This is a genomic window from Peptoanaerobacter stomatis (assembly GCF_000238115.1).
Lineage (GTDB): Bacteria > Bacillota > Clostridia > Peptostreptococcales > Filifactoraceae > Peptoanaerobacter > Peptoanaerobacter stomatis.
In genome coordinates this window covers 1-16,686 of record NZ_JH414567.1, presented here as the reverse complement: position 1 = coordinate 16,686, position 16,686 = coordinate 1, and the positions used below count along the sequence as shown (strand labels likewise).

The window sequence follows — 16,686 nt, the reverse complement described above, 5'->3', positions numbered from 1 at the left end:
AATTCTAATAATTTTTAAGATATTGTGATATAATTATTTAGCAATGTTGTAAAAAATTTAATTTGCTATAAAATAAATTATTAAGGAGTATAAAAAAATGGCTAAAAGAGGTGGATTTCCAGGCATGATGCCAGGAAATATGAACAATATGATGAAACAAGTTCAAAAAATGCAAAAAGATATGCAACAAATGCAAGAAGAACTTGGAAACAAAGAATTGGAAACAACTGTAGGCGGTGGTGCTGTAACAGTAAAAGTTAATGGAAAAAAAGAGTTATTGTCAATAAAAATCAAAGAAGAAGTTGTTGATAAAGACGATATAGAAATGTTGGAAGACCTTATATTAACTGCTGTCAATCAAGCACTTACAAAAGCGGATGATATGATGTCATCAGGATTATCAAGTGTAACCGGCGGTTTAGGAATACCGGGATTATTTTAGGTGATTTAATTGAACAATTTTTCAAAACCGATAGATACACTTATAAAGCACCTGTCTCAATTACCGGGGATAGGTACAAAAACTGCACAAAGATTAGCTTTTCACATAATAAATATGCCATCTGAAAACGTGAGTGATTTATCAAAAGCGATAATAGATGCTAAAAACCAAATACAGTTTTGCAATATATGTCAAAACATCTCTGACAGTAATCCTTGTGGGATATGTGCATCAAAAGAAAGAACCGACAGTATAATATGTGTTGTAGAAACTCCAAGAGACGTTATGGCTATGGAAAAATCAAAAGAGTTTACAGGTAAATATCATGTGTTGCACGGTACAATTTCTCCATCCAATTCTATAACACCGGATATGCTTAAAATAAGAGAGCTGGTTGAAAGAATGGCAAGTGATGACGTAGAGGAAGTCATATTGGCTACAAATCCTACAATTGACGGAGAAGCAACAGCTATGTATATCGCAAGACTACTAAAACCTTTCAATATAAAAATAACAAGAATAGCAAGAGGTCTGCCTATGGGTTCAGACATAGAATACGCCGATGAAATTACAATCACAAAAGCATTGGAAAACAGAGTCGACATATTCTAAATATTTTTTTATTATTATATTACATTATTACATTTAATAGACAACTATTTTCGCATAACGCTATTTTTATGTTGTTCTATTGAACTTTTGTATACTGTCTTGCCTAATAAGCAAGAATATCTGTTATTCTATTAACTTTTAAGTATTAAATGTTATTTTAAACAGTTTTTAGTATAATACTAAAATCTTATAGAATAATGAAAAATCATAACAATTAATTTTTCTGGTAGACTATGTATATTAATTTTATATAATTATACAAGTTATCCATAATTTTATTAGAAAATAGTATAAAATATAAAAAGACCGATTTTATCATCAGTCTTAGAGCGTAGATAAAGAGGAAGAAATTTTAAAAATATCTTCCTCTTTTCACATCTAATACTAATAACCAATTTAATAGTAGAGATAATTCATTCTCTATGAATAACACTTTTTACAATATCTTTAGTTAATAAATTTATGGTGTCACATAATCTATCTACTAAATAATTTGAGGTTTTTATTGGTTTTTACTATAAAAACAAAGTTAATACTAAAATATTATAAAATAATAGAAAAACATAATAATTAGTTTCTCCAATAAACTATTTATATTAACGTTATATAATTATATAAGTTATCCATAATTTTCTTAGAAAATAGTATAAATATATGAAATCAGATGATGAATAATGTTACATAAAAATTGTAAAAATACATCACAATGATATATATACATATGTGAAGATTATAGATACACATATACAGGCAAAACAGAATATGAAATTTGATGTATTTTTTTTAATTATTATTATTGCACTTTATATGGTATTATTTCTCCAACTGCTTTTGAAAAGTCTTTTTCATCTACCTGATATATGTCATTTTTATCCTTCGGAACCTTTATAGTGATAGTCTTTGGTGTATCATATTGCATATCTTTCATTGATGCTTCTTCAAACTTCTCCAAAAACCTTTGTGTAAATTCTGTATGTAATTCTTCATCTGTTTTATTTACATTATTTTCATCAACGTCTTTAGTCATTTCATCCATCAAAGTTTCATACTCGTCCTCCATATCCAACATTATTTTCATAGGCTCTATTTCAACAGTTACTTCTTTAGGATTTTTCTTCTTATCCGTTTTTTTAACTTCGTATTTTGCTTTTGAATATACAGTTTTAAAAATTTCAGTTAATTTTTCTTGATTTTCTTCTTTATAGTTTTCATCCAACCCGAAGTAGTAAAAAAAGAAATCGACTTCTGAGTTTATAACTTCTTCATAATTTTCTTTTAATTCTTCATCACTACTGTCATCTACCAGTACATCTTTATATTCTTTTGAACATGTACCTTTAAAATATAAATCCAAATCTCCTTGTGTCAAAATTTTGGCTATATCTTTTGTGTTAAAAAATGTAAATATCAGATATATGCCTATTATAACAAGGCTTACAACAAATGAAACGAGTTTTCTCAAAAATAAATTTCTCAATACAACACCTCCAAAAATATTAATACTGAGACCTGTTTAATCAGACAACAGTATAATTTATTGAACCGTTTTTGAATTATCAACACAAAAAAAGTATGATACGGTCTATTTATAGATTATATCATACTTTTCCATTATTTGCATAATTTTTTAATTATGATTTTCTTTTTTATTTTTTTTAGTCTGTAAAAATCTTCTCTTTCTTTTTCTTCGAGCGATTCTGATATATATTTTACAGTATCTTCCAAATTGGGTATTTGTATTTTGTCTAATGCGTTTGCTCTTTTTTGGTTTTTCTTTATCTCTATAGACAATTTATATACTGTATTTTCTGTTTCTGCCAAACGATATGTCAATCTTTTTATTTTTTGAAATATTCTTATAGCCTCATCTATTGCAGGACTTGTCATATGCATACTGTAGTGAGGTCTTAATTTACCGTGCTCATATTTTACACTCGGCACGTCTAAGCCCATTACGGATTTATATGATATTTCAAAATTTTCCGCTTTGTCTATGGATAATGCTATATCACTTACAGCCATAACTCCCATTGTTATGTTTGCCTCTTGAAGTACGGCATATGCCTGCTCGAACATTTGTTTTACATCTTCTTGTATCTTCTTGGCATTTTCTATTTGTTGCATCATCTCTTTTATCAAAACAGTTCTTTTTTTGTCTATAAGATTATATCCTGTTTTGGATAATTTCAAATTATCTTTGGTTTTCAGTAAATTTGATTTTGTAGGTGCTATGTTCTGTATCATTTTACCACCTTCCGTACTTGTCTATATATTTACTCTCCAATCTGTCCAATTCTACCTTAGGGAACATTTTGAACAAATCCCAAGCTATATCTAATGATTGCTCTATCGTTCTTGATTCGTCAAATCTTTGAGACAAAAATTTTTGTTCAAACTCTCTACCGAACTGCATATATATCCTGTCTATAGGAGTCAAATCATCTTCTCCTATGATTTGAGAAAGTGAGCGTACATCTATAACTCTCGAATAAAGTGCAAAGAGTTGTGATTGTACCTGATCATGATCATCTCTTGTATATCCTTCTCCTATACCGTCCTTCATAAGTCTTGAAAGCGAAGGCAATATATTTATAGCAGGATATATATTTTTTTGGAATAAATCTCTTGATAAAACTATCTGACCTTCTGTTATAAATCCTGTAAGATCCGGTATAGGATGTGTTATATCATCATTTGGCATTGTCAATATCGGAATAAGTGTTATAGAGCCTTTTTTATCTTTTATCATTCCTGCTCTTTCGTACAAAGTCGATAAATCTGAATACAAATATCCTGGATATCCCTTTCTACTCGGCACTTCTTCTCTTGCTGATGATATTTCTCTTAGAGCTTCGGCATAGCTTGTTATATCTGTCATAACTACCAATATATGCATTCCTTCTTCAAATGCCAAATATTCCGCTGCTGTAAGTGCTGTTCTCGGTGTTGATATTCTCTCAACTATAGGTGCATCAGCCAAATTTATATATGATACAACCCTTGATGATGCTCCTGATTCTTCAAATGCACTTTTGAAAAAATCATAATCATCGTGTTTTATTCCCATACCTGCAAACACTATGGCAAATTTTTCATCTGAATTCTTTAATTTTGCCTGTCGTACTATCTGTGCCGCCAATTGATTGTGTGTAAGCCCATTTGATGAAAATATAGGCAGTTTTTGTCCTCTTATAAGAGTGGTAAGTGTATCTATCGCAGATATACCTGTCTCTAAATAGTCTCTCGGATATTGTCTTGAAACAGGATTCATAGGTCTTCCGTTTACATTATATTTTTTGTCGGTTATTATAGGATCTGCTCCGTCTATAGGCTCTCCAACACCGTTAAATGTTCTTCCGAGTATTTCTTTACTGAGCGATACTTCCAAAGGTGTTCCTGTAAATGTAACTGCCGCATTTTGCGTAGATATTCCTGTTGTTCCTTCAAATACCTGTGCGATTACTTTATCTCCTTGTATACGAACTACCTTCGCTCTTCTTTTTTCCTTACCTTCTATCTCTATATCCATCATCTCATCATAGCTTACATCGTCTACACCTTTTAAGACTATCAATGGACCTTCTATTTTTTCAAGTTTTAAGTATTGTCTTTGCATATTTTCACCTACTCTTCCTGATTTTTTGCTATCAAATCGGCATAATAGTTCTTGATTTTTTTATTTAATGTGTCAAATTTTTCTTCATAATTTTCATTAGGTATATCATATTTCATCTTTATTACTTCTTCAAAAAGATTGTCATTTTTTATTTTTACAAGAGCTATTTGTTTTTTTACTGCCATATTTGCATTATCATAAAGAGTATCTATAACTTTCAGCATCTCATACTGTTTTTTAAGAGGAACATATGAATCTGTTTCATGCATTGCATTTTGTTGTAAAAATCCCTTTTTCAATACCTTAGCTACTTCAAGAAGCAATCTTTGGTCATTTGGAAGGACATCTTCTCCAACAAGCTGAACTATCTGATTTAATTTGTCATCCTCTGACAAAAGCTCCATCATTTTTGCCCTTAATTTCATAAGTTCAGGAGATACATTCTCATCATAATACTCTTTTATAAGAGATGTATATCCGCTATAACTTGTCAAATAATTTACAGCCGGATAGTGTCTTATATATGCAAGATTTTTATCCAAGCCTATGAAAGCTGATACGAATCTCTTTGTATTTTCCGTTACCGGCTCAGAGAAGTCTCCTCCAGGCGGAGATACTGCTCCTATTACAGTTATAGAACCTTCTTCTTTTCCAAGAGTTTCCACATAACCTGCTCTTTCATAAAATTGTGCTATTCTTGATGGCAAATATGCAGGATAACCTTCTTCTGCCGGCATTTCTTCCAATCTTCCCGATATTTCTCTAAGCGCCTCTGCCCATCTTGATGTTGAATCCGCCATTATAGCAACGTGATAGCCCATATCTCTGTAATATTCGGCTATTGTTATTCCTGTATATATAGATGCCTCACGAGCGGCAACCGGCATATTTGACGTATTTGCAATCAATATTGTCCTTTCCATAAGAGGTTTGCCTGTTCTTGGATCTATCAATTCAGGAAATTGTTCAAGCACTTCCGTCATTTCATTTCCACGCTCTCCACAACCTATATACACGATTATATCTGCATCTGACCATTTAGCCAACTGGTGTTGTGTCATAGTCTTACCTGTTCCGAAACCTCCAGGAAGAGCTGATGTACCACCTTTTGCAATAGGAAAAAATACATCAAGTACCCTTTGTCCTGTAACAAGCGGTTTTGATATAGGCATTCTATATTTTACAGGGCGTGGTATTCTAACCGGCCAAGTATGATATAATTTCAGTTTGTGTATCTTATTATCTTCATCCTTTACAGTTAACACTTCTTCTTCCAAATTATATTCTCCTGAAGGAAGTGCTTCTATTACTTCTCCACTCACATTGGGCGGTATTAATATCTTGTGCTTTATAAAACTTGTTTCCTGTGTTGTGGCAAACACTTGTCCTGCTGTAACTGTTTCACCTGTTTTCACAAGCATTTCCACTTTCCACGTCTTTGACTTGTCTATCGATAATAGTCCTATGCCTTCTGCTATAAAATCCCCTGTTATTTCATATATGTTTTCAAGAGGTCTTTGTATTCCGTCAAATATATTTCCTATTATTCCCGGTCCTAATGTTACTGACAGTGGTATATCCGTACTTACTATCTTTTCTCCTACTTTTAAGCCTTGAGTTTCTTCATATACTTGTATTGTAGCAATATCTCCATCTATAGATATTATCTCGCCTATGAGCTTCATATCACCTACAAGCACCATATCTCTTACTTTATATACACCCATACCACTTGCTTTAACAACCGGACCGTTTATATCAATTATTTTAGGTGTTTCATTCATAGTTACCCTCACTTATAATTTATTGATACTAATACCTATTTTACTGGTTGGTATTGTAAAAAACAATAATTAGTTTTTTTATGATTGTAAATTAAAAATATTAATTATTTTATCAGGCATTAGTATGACTTTTACATTATAGTTGTTATTTCAAAGAACTATAATAATTCATAAGAATTTATGCTCTTATATCCAACTCTTGTTTCAATTTTGTCAAAATATCTTTGTATTTATTATCTAATAAAAAATCTACAGAATAGTTCAGTCTATATGTTCTTTCTTTGTTTTCCACTTCAAAACCGCCTATTCTTATATTATCGCTTTTTTGAATATCTACACCGCCTAATATATCTTGTATTATAGGCATATCTCTCTCATAAGATTTTTCAAAAACATATATTGTATCATCAGATTTAACATCTTTTTTTGCAACTTCCAATGTTCTTTTCAAATACGTCTCGCCTTCTTTTCCCAAATACTCTGATTTCAGTTCTTCTTTGAGTGCCTTGAAAAAATCATCATATATTTGTTTATTAGCAGCTAATATTATATTTTGACCTTCTTTTTGTGTTTTTGAATGTATTCTGTCAGTTTTTGTTTCTAATTTTAAAGCATAATCTCTTTTTATTCTTTCTATATCTTCATACTTCTTAGCTTTATATGTTCTTATTATATCTTCCGTTTCTTGTTTTATCTTTTGTATTTCTGCATCGTAAGACGATTTTATATCTTCATTTATTATTTTTTTAAATGACTCTATTTTATCTTCTATTGTTATCATAAAACTCCTCCCACATTATATGCTGATTCCTATCGACTCATTTATATACTTTGTTATAAAATCAGGATCTCTTTGAAGTCCATGTCTATCAGGTATTTCTACTATAAGAGGAAATCTATTTTTCAGCTTGACATTCATAACCTCTTCGCTTATAAGATCAAATATTTTTTCTGTCAACAACAGTATACCTATGTTTTTATCTGAAAGACATTTGTTGAACTCTTCCAAAACTTCAGCTCTTTCATGCAAAACAGTTCCTGTTATTCCTGCCAATCTCATTCCTACAAGCGTATCTGTATTGTCCGCTATAAGATAGCTAACCATAACTTATCTCCTATTATACTCTTTGAAGTATCATTATTGATATTACAAGACCATATATTGCAATACCTTCTGCAAGTCCAAGTATGATAAGTGTCTTACCGAGTATTGATGAATCTTCTGATATAGCACCTATTGCTGCTGAACCTGCCTGTCCTACACCTATACCGGCACCTATTGCTGCAAGACCTGTTGATAAAGCTGCTGCCAAATATCCTAAACCGCTTGACGAATTTGTTACCATATCTGCTTCTCCTGTAGCAAATGCGACGTCAGGTATAAAACCTGCAACAAATAATCCCAACATTGCCAATAAATTTATTGCTACAGCTTTTTTCAACCCTGATTTAGTTGTAGTCTTTTTTTGTTTCATATAAGAAATTCCTGTCAATATTGTAGCTCCTATACCTATTGTTAATAATAATAGTGTTGTTTTCATAACTTTCCTCCTAAAAATCAGTTAATAATTTATAAATAAATTTATTTTTGTGTGCGAACATCTACATGAAGCGGACTGTATATTATTCCGTCTCCTCTGAAATATTTGCTGAACAATTCATAATATTCCAATCTTATAGCCTGTATGAATACTATCAGACCTTCAAGCCCTAATATTACTATATTCCCAAGTACAATCATAATCACATTTCCAACTCCTGTGCCTATCATCTGTCCAAGTGCATGAAATGCCATAAACAATCCGACATGGTTTATCGCAAAAGCCCCTACCCTTATAAACGAAAGAGTGTTTGAGAAAAATCCCATTATTGTTTCAAACATTTCAAATCCACTTTCCACAGGAGAAAATTCTTCTTTATGCTCGTATTTTTCAAATTTCTCTGCTAACTTAGGTTTCATGAACATAAGAGTTGATGTGATAATCATAATTGCAACGCTTATTATTACAAGCATTGATAAAATGCTTTCACCTAAATAAGATTTTAAAACCGTAATATTTAATATCAAAAGCAAAAATGCTATATAGAATATAAACCCTGAAATACCATTTTTGTCAAAATATAAATTACCTATATCATTTCTTGCCTTTAAATTATAAAATCCTATGAAATATGCCACAATTATCATTATTATGCCTATTGTAATTGTGCCTATAAGTATGGTGTTTATATCTTCCATTGGTCTTAACAATATTGCAGGCAATATATCCTCAATGCCGAATACACTTCCGTACATAAATCCGAAAAATACCGATGATAATCCGATTCTTTGTATTATCTTTGCAGTCTCTCCCACTTTTCTTGCAAGCAAGTTGCCTGCTATTACAAACACCAGACCTTGTCCGACATCTCCGAACATCATACCGAACAACAACATATATGTTATTGCAAAAAACGGTGTAGGGTCAGCCTCTTTATAATCAGGTATTGAGTACATTTTTACAAGTGCCTCGAAAGGTCTTAATATGAAATTATTTTTAAGTTTTGTAGGTATTTTGAATATTGAAGGAACTGTAACATCTTCCGAAAAATATACAAGTGCACTTTCAGACGTTTTTTCTATAAGATTTTTTATCTCATCAATTTTTGACTCCGGTACAAAAGCACTGAGAAGCACAAAGTTTTTGCTCTGTGCCATATGAGACTCAAGTTCTTCTATTTTTTCGATTATCTTGTATCTATAATATAATGCCAATATATCTTGTAAGTATTTTTTTCTGAATTCTTCTTTCTCTTTTTTTATTTCTTCCTGCTCTTTTTCCAAGTCGATAAGTTGTTTCTTCTTTGCAACATTTAAGTCTTTAAATGACATATCTATGTTAGGCAAATCTATCCTGTCAAAAGATAGCGAACGCAAAAAATACTCCGTACTTTCTTCATACATGGAAGGAGTAAATATCATGAGAGTTTCTCCGTGATTATTAGAGCCTAAATGTACTACTATTCCTTTTATATTTTCATAGTTTGATTTCAACTTTATCCAAGAATTTTTTGAAATCTGACCCATATTGAATTTTATGTGTTTTAAACTCATAAATTCCGATATTTTTATATTGTCATTATAAAAATATTCAAGAGCGTTTAATAATATTTTTACTTTAGCTCTTGCATATCTGTTGGATTCTTCAAGATTTTTTATTCTGTTTGATTCCTCAGATATCTTGTCCAATATTTTTAATTTTTCACTGTAGTTAAGAGATTGCAGATTTTCTAAAACTATTTCATCTTCTCTTATATCAAAAAATGTAAACATTTCATCTAAAAGATCTTTGTATTTTTTCTTTTTAAATACTTTTTCACTTATATACGGAGATATTTTATTTATATCAACCCCCATTTTAGCAAACTCTCCGATTTGAGTATCCATATACCTCATTGTGAAATTGGAAGAATTTGATGAGTTTGTTATATGAATGGAGCCGTTTAACACTATCTCACGAAGTATGTTGTGAGTGTCTTGTTTAAGTGCGACAAGATTCATCATTTTCATCTTCTCTACAGCCATTTAGCACCTCCTTGTTCAATAATTTATATGCTTATAGCCTTTAGTGTGTGCTAATCAGATATTTTCTTGTTTCTTCTTTACTTAGACTATATTTTTGTGCCTCAGCTATCCTTGTCATATTTTCATTTTGTATCAAAACTTGTATGATGAATTTAAGAAATGTGGATATTGTATTTTGATAACTTTTCAATTTTTTTAATTGGTTGTTATATATATATCCTTGTATATTTCTGTAAGATATTATCTTACCTTCTTCATTATTTCTAAGCAAACTTTCAAGTTTTGTACCTTTGAGTTTGTCCATTATTTCCTGTCCGTTTTCGCTATATACAAGACTTTTTAAAAAATCTCCTTTTATATATTTACCGAACCTTAAAGTATAGTTATATATTTCTTCGTTGGATAGATTATAAAATCTCTTTGCTCTTATTATCCATTGCAAGTTAATAGTATCTATAATTGTAGAATAATATGAATTTAATATTTCCTGACTTGATTTTGACAGCTTTTCTGTAGCTTTTTTCACAGCAATAAAATAAAGACTGTCCAAATTCATCTCTACATGAAAGTGCAATCTAAGCACATCTTCATCAGCTAAAGATAGCAAAGCTCTCCTATATATAGTTCCTTTAAGTATATCCAACGCTTGATGAATATTGTCACATTTGGATAATTTATCATAATTGACATGATTGCTTGTTCCGTACATCAAAGTTTCTTTAGCAAGATTTATTTTTTCGTTTTCAACTATACTCCTCAAAATTATTTTAATATCCTCAAACTCATATCTTGTAAGCATTGCTTCTACAAGCATCTTATCTTCACCGAAAAGAAAATGCTCCAACTTTCTAAATATTTCCGTTTCAGTCTTGTGTATCATAAACTCCATGGCATATCTGTTTCTGGGCGAATTTTCTTCATATTCCTGTATTTGATCTTTATATATAGGATTGTTTTTTAAATAATTTATGACATCTTCTCTTTTCGAAAAAGATAAAAGCTTGTTGTAATCATCATCATTAAAAATGCCCTTTTTCAAAACGCCAATTTTGGCATTTACAGCATGAAAATTATTGCCCATTCAATTCACCGCTTTCTAAAATGGATTTAGCAAAACTTCTCACTAACAAGACTTTTTTTTGAGCAAAAATATTTTTGATTTCCTCAGTCTTTTTCTTATAATCATCGAGCTGTTTGATATCCTGAGCTTCTATATTTTTTAATCTTGAGTTTAAATTGCTTTTTTCATCAGCTAAAACATTAATATACTCTTTATCCAATTCCTCTATCTTTGATTTTCTATCCTGCATTAGTTTCAATTTCTCTTTTTCTAATGAATTTTGATATTTTTCGGCTTCTTCATCAATATCAAAAATGTTTTTGATGAAATTTTCCATTTTTTCCCTCCTTTCAAAAATTTTAATTAGAAATGTACAAAATATAGTTTTTACACTACATATAGCATAATAATATAGTTATATTTCTATATACTGTGCTGATTAATATATTTTTTCTTATTTTTCACATCTCCAAAATTTTAATAACAAAAACAAACACAATAATGAATAGCATAGATATATTGTGAATACTCCATATTATACAAATATTCATCATTCATAAAATGCCTTATACATATACCTTAAATATGAGTTTTAAAACAAGTTATATTAAGTTTTTTTATCAATTGAATTTTCAAAAAATAATTTTATTCATTTTACTTATATTTTTATTAAACTTATTTATATTGTTTTGATATCTTCAGTTACAAAAAAAACAAGGCACTTTCATAAAAAATACCTTGTCTTAATACAAATATATATTTTTTTATAAACAAAAATACAAAGCCATATATTTTTAATACTGCATTATAATTTTCAATATTATTCATATTAATTAAATTTTTTATAAATTTTATAAGCCAATATAGAACTTAATTGTTTAATATGCAGCCCCTCTATAGTTGCCAGAAGTTTCATAGTAATGCCGGGTACTATAACTGTCTTTTTCTTCAAATAACCTTTTATCGCTCTTTTGACTACAAAATCAGGACTTTTCATAAATATTCTCTTTATAAAATTTTCCATCTTTGCATCTCTTTCACATATGTCAAAAAATTCGGTATCTACAGGGCCGGGACAGAGAGCACTTACACTTATCCCTCTTTTTTTCAGTTCTTGCGAAAGTGCCATTGAATAGCTTAATACAAATGCTTTTGTAGCTGAATATACAGCAAAATAAGGTTGCGGGCAAAATCCTGCAACAGAGGCAATTTGCAATATTCCGCTACCTCTGCTCATATATTTTGTACATATATTGGTTATAGAAAACAGCGCCTTACAATTAAGCAATATCATATCTTCTTGCATTTTTCTATTAATCTCGCTACTGTCACCCATTATTCCAAAACCGCTTGAATTTATAAGTATCTTTATATTAGGATTTTTTCTTTCCAATCTTTTTGATATTTTCTGTAAAGATTTTTCATCAATTAAATCTAAAGCCATAATAACTACATTAATACCATAGTCTTGATATATTTTCTTACCTAACTCAATCAGTTTATCTTTTCTTCTCGCAATCAGCCATATCTCATCTAAATCAAATTCCTTAGCCGTTTCAAGTGCAATACCTTTTCCTATTCCTGAAGACGCACCTGTTACTATTCCTATATTTTTCATAGCTCATCTCTTTCTGTATAAAAATCATATCATTTTATTAAAACTTGCTTTATATATGGTCTTTATACCTAAATATATTAATTATAAACTGTAAAATTGAATATTATATTAAAAAGTATTTATTTATAATTTATACCGTTACTTAATTAAACAGGTACAATCACAAATAGACTTGTACTAAAATCTAATATAACAATGGAAAAATATAATAATTAATTTTTTTAATAAACTGTTTATATTGATTTTATATAATTATATAAGTTATCCATAATTTTATTAGAAAATAGTATTAATAGAAATTGTAAAGCTTTTTGATATACTATAATAAATTAACAGGTAAACTATGAAATATCAAGATATTAAAATAATGGCAAGAAACGATTACGCATTCAAAAAACTATTTTCATGAAAACAAAGATATATTAATAGAATTTATAAGTTTAGTAACAGGAATAAAAAAAGAAGATTTTGATGAAATAAAACTTCAAAATAAAGAAATAGGAAAAGAATATTATGATGAAAAATATGGAATAGTAGATGTAAAAGTAAGGCTTAAAAGCGGAGTAAAAATAAATATAGAAATGCAAAACAAATACTATTCATACTATCCAAAAAGAAGCTTATACTACTGGGCAAAAATATTTACAGAAGATATAAAAGAAACAAATCTATACAAAGAACTTCATAAAACAATATCAATCTGTTAAACGAAAACTTCCCAAAGACAAAAAAAATTCACTCAACATACAGAATATATGAAGAAAATGAATATACACTGTTAGACGACTCATTAGAAATTCATTATTTAGATTAAATAAAAAAGAAAATTTAAATGAATTGGAAAAATGGTTATTGTTCCTACAGACAGATAAAAAGGAGGTCAGAGATATGTTAAGCAGTGAAAATAAGACATTAGAAAAAGCAAACAAAGTTATAGATATTGTTTTATAGTGATGACATGGAAAGAGAAATGTATATGACAGCCGAAAAATATGAAATGGATAGATATTTTATCAACTTAGAAAATTATGAAAAAGGGAAAAAAAGAAGAAAAAAATAAAATAGCAAAAGAGTTAAAAAAAACAAGGAATTAATATCTCTATTATAGAAAAAGTTACAGGACTTAGTAGAGAAGAAATAACACTATTATAAAGAAAATATAGCGTAAAAGAAAAAAATTGAGTTTAATAAATATTATAATTTTATTCACTATCAAATATCAGAAACCATTAAATAAAAAATTACAAATAATAGGTGTATTCTATATACAAATAAATTTAAAAAATCTTATTATAATAAGGGGAATATATGAAAAAATTATTTATTTTATTTACGCTTTTTATATCCATAATCAGCCTTTCAATTACATCTAATGCAGAATCCAAAAATGTAAAATTGAAAATTGATAATAAAGATATAGCCTTTACAAAACAAACAGGTATACCATTTATAGAAAATGAAGAAATATATGTACCAGCAAAAAAGGCAAATTTTTTTATTTTACAAAAAAATTAATGCAACTGTCATAAAACAGCAGTGGCAAGTCCGTATAAATGCAGAGACAACAACTATAATCAAATATAATTACAAAATATTTTTGATTATTTTATTAAAAATAATCATTTATAAGAAATTTTTGAATCAAGAAAATTTAATATAAGGTAATATTAGATTGTTATTATTAAACATTTATTTATAATTAATTGTAACTATATAACTACGAGAACGCCACGACTGCATTATTCTTTAACAGAATTATGCAAGAATGATAATAATTAGGTTTATGTACGTGTACTATCGATAGCACGGCCGTCATAAGAATAAAAAAAGGTAACCCTACTATCTTACTTAAAATACCGTAAACAAGTAAAATCTACGATAAGTTTCATGCTTTACCCAAAAAACTTTTTATTCATAAATTTTTTATTTCAAGCTCTCCTAAACATCCCAAATATATTTGGTGTACCCAGAGGGATTCGAACCCCCGATCTTATGGTCCGTAGCCATACGCTCTATCCAGCTGAGCCATGGGTACATATCTGAAAATTTTATATCTAAAAAAAATTTCTCCAAGAAATTAAAAATGGAGACGACGATCAGATTTGAACTGATGATCAGGGAGTTGCAGTCCCACGCCTTACCACTTGGCTACGTCGTCTCAATGGGGTGGATAGTGGGATTCGAACCCATGACCTCCAGAGCCACAATCTGGCGCTCTAACCAAACTGAGCTATACCCACCACAATATCTATATTAAATTATATACACTAATTAAAAAAATACATTATTTTTTTAATTTTATCTCACTCCAGTAAAATATAAATTAAAATTTTACACAATATAACAAAAATGGTGGGCCTTCAGGGACTCGAACCCCGGACCTGCCGGTTATGAGCCGGACGCTCTAACCAACTGAGCTAAAGGCCCTCATTAATGTGGTGCCCAGAGACGGAATCGAACCATCGACACGAGGATTTTCAGTCCTCTGCTCTACCGACTGAGCTATCTGGGCATATCATAATATTACATGGCGGAGGGGGTGGGATTCGAACCCACGGCCCCTTTCGGAGTCACTGATTTTCAAGACCAGCTCCTTAAACCGCTCGGACACCCCTCCAAATAATAAATAAAAAAATGGTGACCCATCCGGGATTCGAACCCGGGACACCTTGATTAAAAGTCAAGTGCTCTGCCTACTGAGCTAATGAGTCAAAATACATATTTTTTAATAATAGCACTCAATCAAATAAAATGGTGACCCATCTGGGGCTCGAACCCAGGACACCTTGATTAAGAGTCAAGTGCTCTACCAACTGAGCTAATGAGTCACAAAAATAATATTTTTACTAAACATATGGTATAAAATTATTAATATAACCTTATCTTAGCATAAAATGGCTGGGGATACAGGGATCGAACCTGTGAATGCTAGAGTCAAAGTCTAGTGCCTTACCACTTGGCTAATCCCCAGTATTGGAGCGGAAGACGGGATTCGAACCCGCGACCCTCGCCTTGGCAAGGCGATGCTCTACCACTGAGCCACTTCCGCATATCAATAAAACACATTATTCAGTCATATATTATATATCAAATAAACTCAAAAAACAAGTATTTTTATAATATTTTTCAAATTTATTTTTAAAAATCCTTAAGTGGTGCGGATAGAGGGAGTCGAACCCCCACGGTTGCCCGCTAGATCCTAAGTCTAGTGCGTCTGCCAATTCCGCCATATCCGCAAAATTATCTTTAAATGGAGCTGGCGATAGGAATCGAACCTACAACCTGCTGATTACAAGTCAGCTGCTCTGCCAATTGAGCCACGCCAGCATATTGCGTTTAACTATCTTTTTAATCTTCTATTTGAAAATATTTCTTGGCGATCCGGATGGGGCTCGAACCCACGACCTCCAGCGTGACAGGCTGGCATTCTAACCAACTGAACTACCGGACCATTTATTTGGTGGACCCAACAGGGCTCGAACCTGTGACCCCCTGCTTGTAAGGCAGATGCTCTCCCAGCTGAGCTATGGATCCCCACTGGCTCCGAAGGTGGGACTCGAACCCACAACCTACCGGTTAACAGCCGGGTGCTCCGCCGTTGAGCTACTTCGGATTACAATTGGCTATGACCTACTCTCCCAAGACCCTGCGGTCTAAGTACCATCAGCGATGAAGAGCTTAACTTCTGTGTTCGGTATGGGTACAGGTGTATCCTCTCCTCTTTTATAACCATATTGTTTCTTTTAATTGTGTACTTTGCACAATGAAAACTGCATATCATCTGTTAGGTTAAGTCCTCGACCTATTAGTACAAGTTGGCTTAATACATTACTGCACTTACACTCCTTGCCTATCTACCACTTACTCTTAATGGGGTCTTACTTCTTTCGAATGGGATATCTTATCTTGAGGTTGGCTTCGTGCTTAGATGCCTTCAGCACTTATCCTTTCCGCACATAGCCTACCACCGCTGTGCCTTTGGCAAGACA

General features: G+C 30.9%; 15 protein-coding genes, 15 tRNA genes and 2 rRNA genes. 4 read left to right on the top strand and 28 right to left on the bottom strand.

Annotated features, from left to right (window positions below; translation table 11 throughout):
* Window positions 1-97 precede the first annotated feature (97 nt).
* Window positions 98-442 carry a YbaB/EbfC family nucleoid-associated protein gene (locus tag HMPREF9629_RS10160; protein ID WP_009526298.1) on the top strand — a complete coding sequence of 115 codons (345 nt, stop codon included), beginning with the start codon at window positions 98-100 and terminating at the stop codon, window positions 440-442.
* Between the two features lie 9 nt (window positions 443-451).
* Window positions 452-1,054, top strand: coding sequence for a recombination mediator RecR (gene recR, locus HMPREF9629_RS10155; RefSeq protein WP_009526297.1), 603 nt, complete (start codon window positions 452-454; stop codon window positions 1,052-1,054).
* 793 nt (window positions 1,055-1,847) lie between these two features.
* On the opposite strand, the gene HMPREF9629_RS10150 is transcribed toward recR, so the two are convergent.
* The 11 genes from HMPREF9629_RS10150 to HMPREF9629_RS10100 form a co-directional block, all read right to left on the bottom strand.
* On the bottom strand, window positions 1,848-2,531 hold the full coding sequence (locus HMPREF9629_RS10150) for a hypothetical protein (protein WP_009526296.1): 684 nt from the start codon (window positions 2,529-2,531) through the stop codon (window positions 1,848-1,850).
* A 134-nt stretch (window positions 2,532-2,665) separates the two neighbouring features.
* Window positions 2,666-3,298, bottom strand: a complete 633-nt coding sequence (locus HMPREF9629_RS10145; RefSeq protein ID WP_009526295.1) for a V-type ATP synthase subunit D — start codon at window positions 3,296-3,298, stop codon at window positions 2,666-2,668.
* Window position 3,299: 1 nt separating this feature from the next.
* Window positions 3,300-4,670, bottom strand: a complete 1,371-nt coding sequence (locus tag HMPREF9629_RS10140) for a V-type ATP synthase subunit B (RefSeq protein WP_009526294.1) — start codon at window positions 4,668-4,670, stop codon at window positions 3,300-3,302.
* Between the two features lie 8 nt (window positions 4,671-4,678).
* Window positions 4,679-6,454: a V-type ATP synthase subunit A gene (locus HMPREF9629_RS10135; RefSeq protein ID WP_009526293.1), complete on the bottom strand. Its 1,776-nt coding sequence runs from the start codon at window positions 6,452-6,454 to the stop codon at window positions 4,679-4,681.
* A 178-nt stretch (window positions 6,455-6,632) separates the two neighbouring features.
* On the bottom strand, window positions 6,633-7,235 hold the full coding sequence (locus tag HMPREF9629_RS10130; RefSeq protein WP_009526292.1) for a V-type ATP synthase subunit E: 603 nt from the start codon (window positions 7,233-7,235) through the stop codon (window positions 6,633-6,635).
* 15 nt (window positions 7,236-7,250) lie between these two features.
* A complete protein-coding gene (locus HMPREF9629_RS10125) occupies window positions 7,251-7,559 on the bottom strand; it encodes a V-type ATP synthase subunit F (RefSeq protein WP_009526291.1) in 309 nt (102 codons plus the stop codon).
* Between the two features lie 13 nt (window positions 7,560-7,572).
* On the bottom strand, window positions 7,573-7,995 hold the full coding sequence (locus HMPREF9629_RS10120; protein WP_009526290.1) for an ATP synthase subunit C: 423 nt from the start codon (window positions 7,993-7,995) through the stop codon (window positions 7,573-7,575).
* A 41-nt stretch (window positions 7,996-8,036) separates the two neighbouring features.
* Window positions 8,037-10,019: a V-type ATP synthase subunit I gene (locus tag HMPREF9629_RS10115; protein ID WP_009526289.1), complete on the bottom strand. Its 1,983-nt coding sequence runs from the start codon at window positions 10,017-10,019 to the stop codon at window positions 8,037-8,039.
* 40 nt (window positions 10,020-10,059) lie between these two features.
* Window positions 10,060-11,100 (bottom strand): V-type ATPase subunit, encoded by a 1,041-nt coding sequence (locus tag HMPREF9629_RS10110; RefSeq protein WP_009526288.1) that lies wholly within the window; start codon window positions 11,098-11,100, stop codon window positions 10,060-10,062.
* On the bottom strand, window positions 11,090-11,416 hold the full coding sequence (locus HMPREF9629_RS10105; RefSeq protein WP_009526287.1) for a hypothetical protein: 327 nt from the start codon (window positions 11,414-11,416) through the stop codon (window positions 11,090-11,092). The genes HMPREF9629_RS10110 and HMPREF9629_RS10105 overlap by 11 nt, the downstream gene beginning before the upstream one ends.
* A gap of 492 nt (window positions 11,417-11,908) precedes the next feature.
* Window positions 11,909-12,697, bottom strand: a complete 789-nt coding sequence (locus HMPREF9629_RS10100) for an SDR family NAD(P)-dependent oxidoreductase (RefSeq protein WP_009526286.1) — start codon at window positions 12,695-12,697, stop codon at window positions 11,909-11,911.
* Between the two features lie 380 nt (window positions 12,698-13,077).
* On the opposite strand from HMPREF9629_RS10100, the gene HMPREF9629_RS12755 reads away from it, so the two are divergent.
* Both HMPREF9629_RS12755 and HMPREF9629_RS10095 read left to right on the top strand, forming a co-directional pair.
* Window positions 13,078-13,404, top strand: coding sequence for a PD-(D/E)XK nuclease family transposase (locus tag HMPREF9629_RS12755; RefSeq protein WP_081466050.1), 327 nt, complete (start codon window positions 13,078-13,080; stop codon window positions 13,402-13,404).
* 601 nt (window positions 13,405-14,005) lie between these two features.
* Window positions 14,006-14,212 (top strand): hypothetical protein, encoded by a 207-nt coding sequence (locus tag HMPREF9629_RS10095; protein ID WP_009526285.1) that lies wholly within the window; start codon window positions 14,006-14,008, stop codon window positions 14,210-14,212.
* Window positions 14,213-14,655: 443 nt separating this feature from the next.
* Here the strand turns inward: HMPREF9629_RS10095 and HMPREF9629_RS10090 are convergent.
* The 17 genes from HMPREF9629_RS10090 to HMPREF9629_RS10010 form a co-directional block, all read right to left on the bottom strand.
* Window positions 14,656-14,732: transfer RNA gene (locus tag HMPREF9629_RS10090), tRNA-Arg, on the bottom strand.
* A gap of 49 nt (window positions 14,733-14,781) precedes the next feature.
* Window positions 14,782-14,855 (bottom strand) — tRNA-Cys (locus tag HMPREF9629_RS10085).
* A gap of 4 nt (window positions 14,856-14,859) precedes the next feature.
* Window positions 14,860-14,937 (bottom strand) — tRNA-His (locus tag HMPREF9629_RS10080).
* A gap of 110 nt (window positions 14,938-15,047) precedes the next feature.
* Window positions 15,048-15,124, bottom strand: a tRNA-Ile gene (locus HMPREF9629_RS10075).
* A gap of 9 nt (window positions 15,125-15,133) precedes the next feature.
* Window positions 15,134-15,209 (bottom strand) — tRNA-Phe (locus tag HMPREF9629_RS10070).
* A gap of 16 nt (window positions 15,210-15,225) precedes the next feature.
* Window positions 15,226-15,314 (bottom strand) — tRNA-Ser (locus HMPREF9629_RS10065).
* Window positions 15,315-15,332: 18 nt separating this feature from the next.
* Window positions 15,333-15,408 (bottom strand) — tRNA-Lys (locus HMPREF9629_RS10060).
* A gap of 41 nt (window positions 15,409-15,449) precedes the next feature.
* Window positions 15,450-15,525, bottom strand: a tRNA-Lys gene (locus HMPREF9629_RS10055).
* 67 nt (window positions 15,526-15,592) lie between these two features.
* Window positions 15,593-15,667 (bottom strand) — tRNA-Gln (locus HMPREF9629_RS10050).
* A gap of 4 nt (window positions 15,668-15,671) precedes the next feature.
* Window positions 15,672-15,746 (bottom strand) — tRNA-Gly (locus HMPREF9629_RS10045).
* Window positions 15,747-15,850: 104 nt separating this feature from the next.
* Window positions 15,851-15,933: transfer RNA gene (locus HMPREF9629_RS10040), tRNA-Leu, on the bottom strand.
* 15 nt (window positions 15,934-15,948) lie between these two features.
* Window positions 15,949-16,024: transfer RNA gene (locus tag HMPREF9629_RS10035), tRNA-Thr, on the bottom strand.
* 47 nt (window positions 16,025-16,071) lie between these two features.
* Window positions 16,072-16,148 (bottom strand) — tRNA-Asp (locus HMPREF9629_RS10030).
* A 7-nt stretch (window positions 16,149-16,155) separates the two neighbouring features.
* Window positions 16,156-16,231: transfer RNA gene (locus HMPREF9629_RS10025), tRNA-Val, on the bottom strand.
* 4 nt (window positions 16,232-16,235) lie between these two features.
* Window positions 16,236-16,310: transfer RNA gene (locus HMPREF9629_RS10020), tRNA-Asn, on the bottom strand.
* A gap of 4 nt (window positions 16,311-16,314) precedes the next feature.
* Window positions 16,315-16,431 (bottom strand): 5S ribosomal RNA (rrf, locus tag HMPREF9629_RS10015).
* A 51-nt stretch (window positions 16,432-16,482) separates the two neighbouring features.
* A 23S ribosomal RNA gene (locus tag HMPREF9629_RS10010) occupies window positions 16,483-16,686 on the bottom strand; the annotation flags it as partial.

What these genes read in the sequence shown, in the direction of transcription:
- HMPREF9629_RS10130 (WP_009526292.1), bottom strand. Translation starts at nt 7,235, where the DNA reads ATGATAACAATAGAAGATAAAATAGAGTCATTTAAAAAAATAATAAAT.
- HMPREF9629_RS10125 (WP_009526291.1), bottom strand. Translation starts at nt 7,559, where the DNA reads ATGGTTAGCTATCTTATAGCGGACAATACAGATACGCTTGTAGGAATG.
- HMPREF9629_RS10110 (WP_009526288.1), bottom strand. Translation starts at nt 11,100, where the DNA reads ATGGGCAATAATTTTCATGCTGTAAATGCCAAAATTGGCGTTTTGAAA.
- HMPREF9629_RS10120 (WP_009526290.1), bottom strand. Translation starts at nt 7,995, where the DNA reads ATGAAAACAACACTATTATTATTAACAATAGGTATAGGAGCTACAATA.
- HMPREF9629_RS10115 (WP_009526289.1), bottom strand. Translation starts at nt 10,019, where the DNA reads ATGGCTGTAGAGAAGATGAAAATGATGAATCTTGTCGCACTTAAACAA.
- HMPREF9629_RS10145 (WP_009526295.1), bottom strand. Translation starts at nt 3,298, where the DNA reads ATGATACAGAACATAGCACCTACAAAATCAAATTTACTGAAAACCAAA.
- HMPREF9629_RS10095 (WP_009526285.1), top strand. Translation starts at nt 14,006, where the DNA reads ATGAAAAAATTATTTATTTTATTTACGCTTTTTATATCCATAATCAGC.
- HMPREF9629_RS10105 (WP_009526287.1), bottom strand. Translation starts at nt 11,416, where the DNA reads ATGGAAAATTTCATCAAAAACATTTTTGATATTGATGAAGAAGCCGAA.
- HMPREF9629_RS10135 (WP_009526293.1), bottom strand. Translation starts at nt 6,454, where the DNA reads ATGAATGAAACACCTAAAATAATTGATATAAACGGTCCGGTTGTTAAA.
- HMPREF9629_RS10160 (WP_009526298.1), top strand. Translation starts at nt 98, where the DNA reads ATGGCTAAAAGAGGTGGATTTCCAGGCATGATGCCAGGAAATATGAAC.
- HMPREF9629_RS10100 (WP_009526286.1), bottom strand. Translation starts at nt 12,697, where the DNA reads ATGAAAAATATAGGAATAGTAACAGGTGCGTCTTCAGGAATAGGAAAA.
- HMPREF9629_RS10140 (WP_009526294.1), bottom strand. Translation starts at nt 4,670, where the DNA reads ATGCAAAGACAATACTTAAAACTTGAAAAAATAGAAGGTCCATTGATA.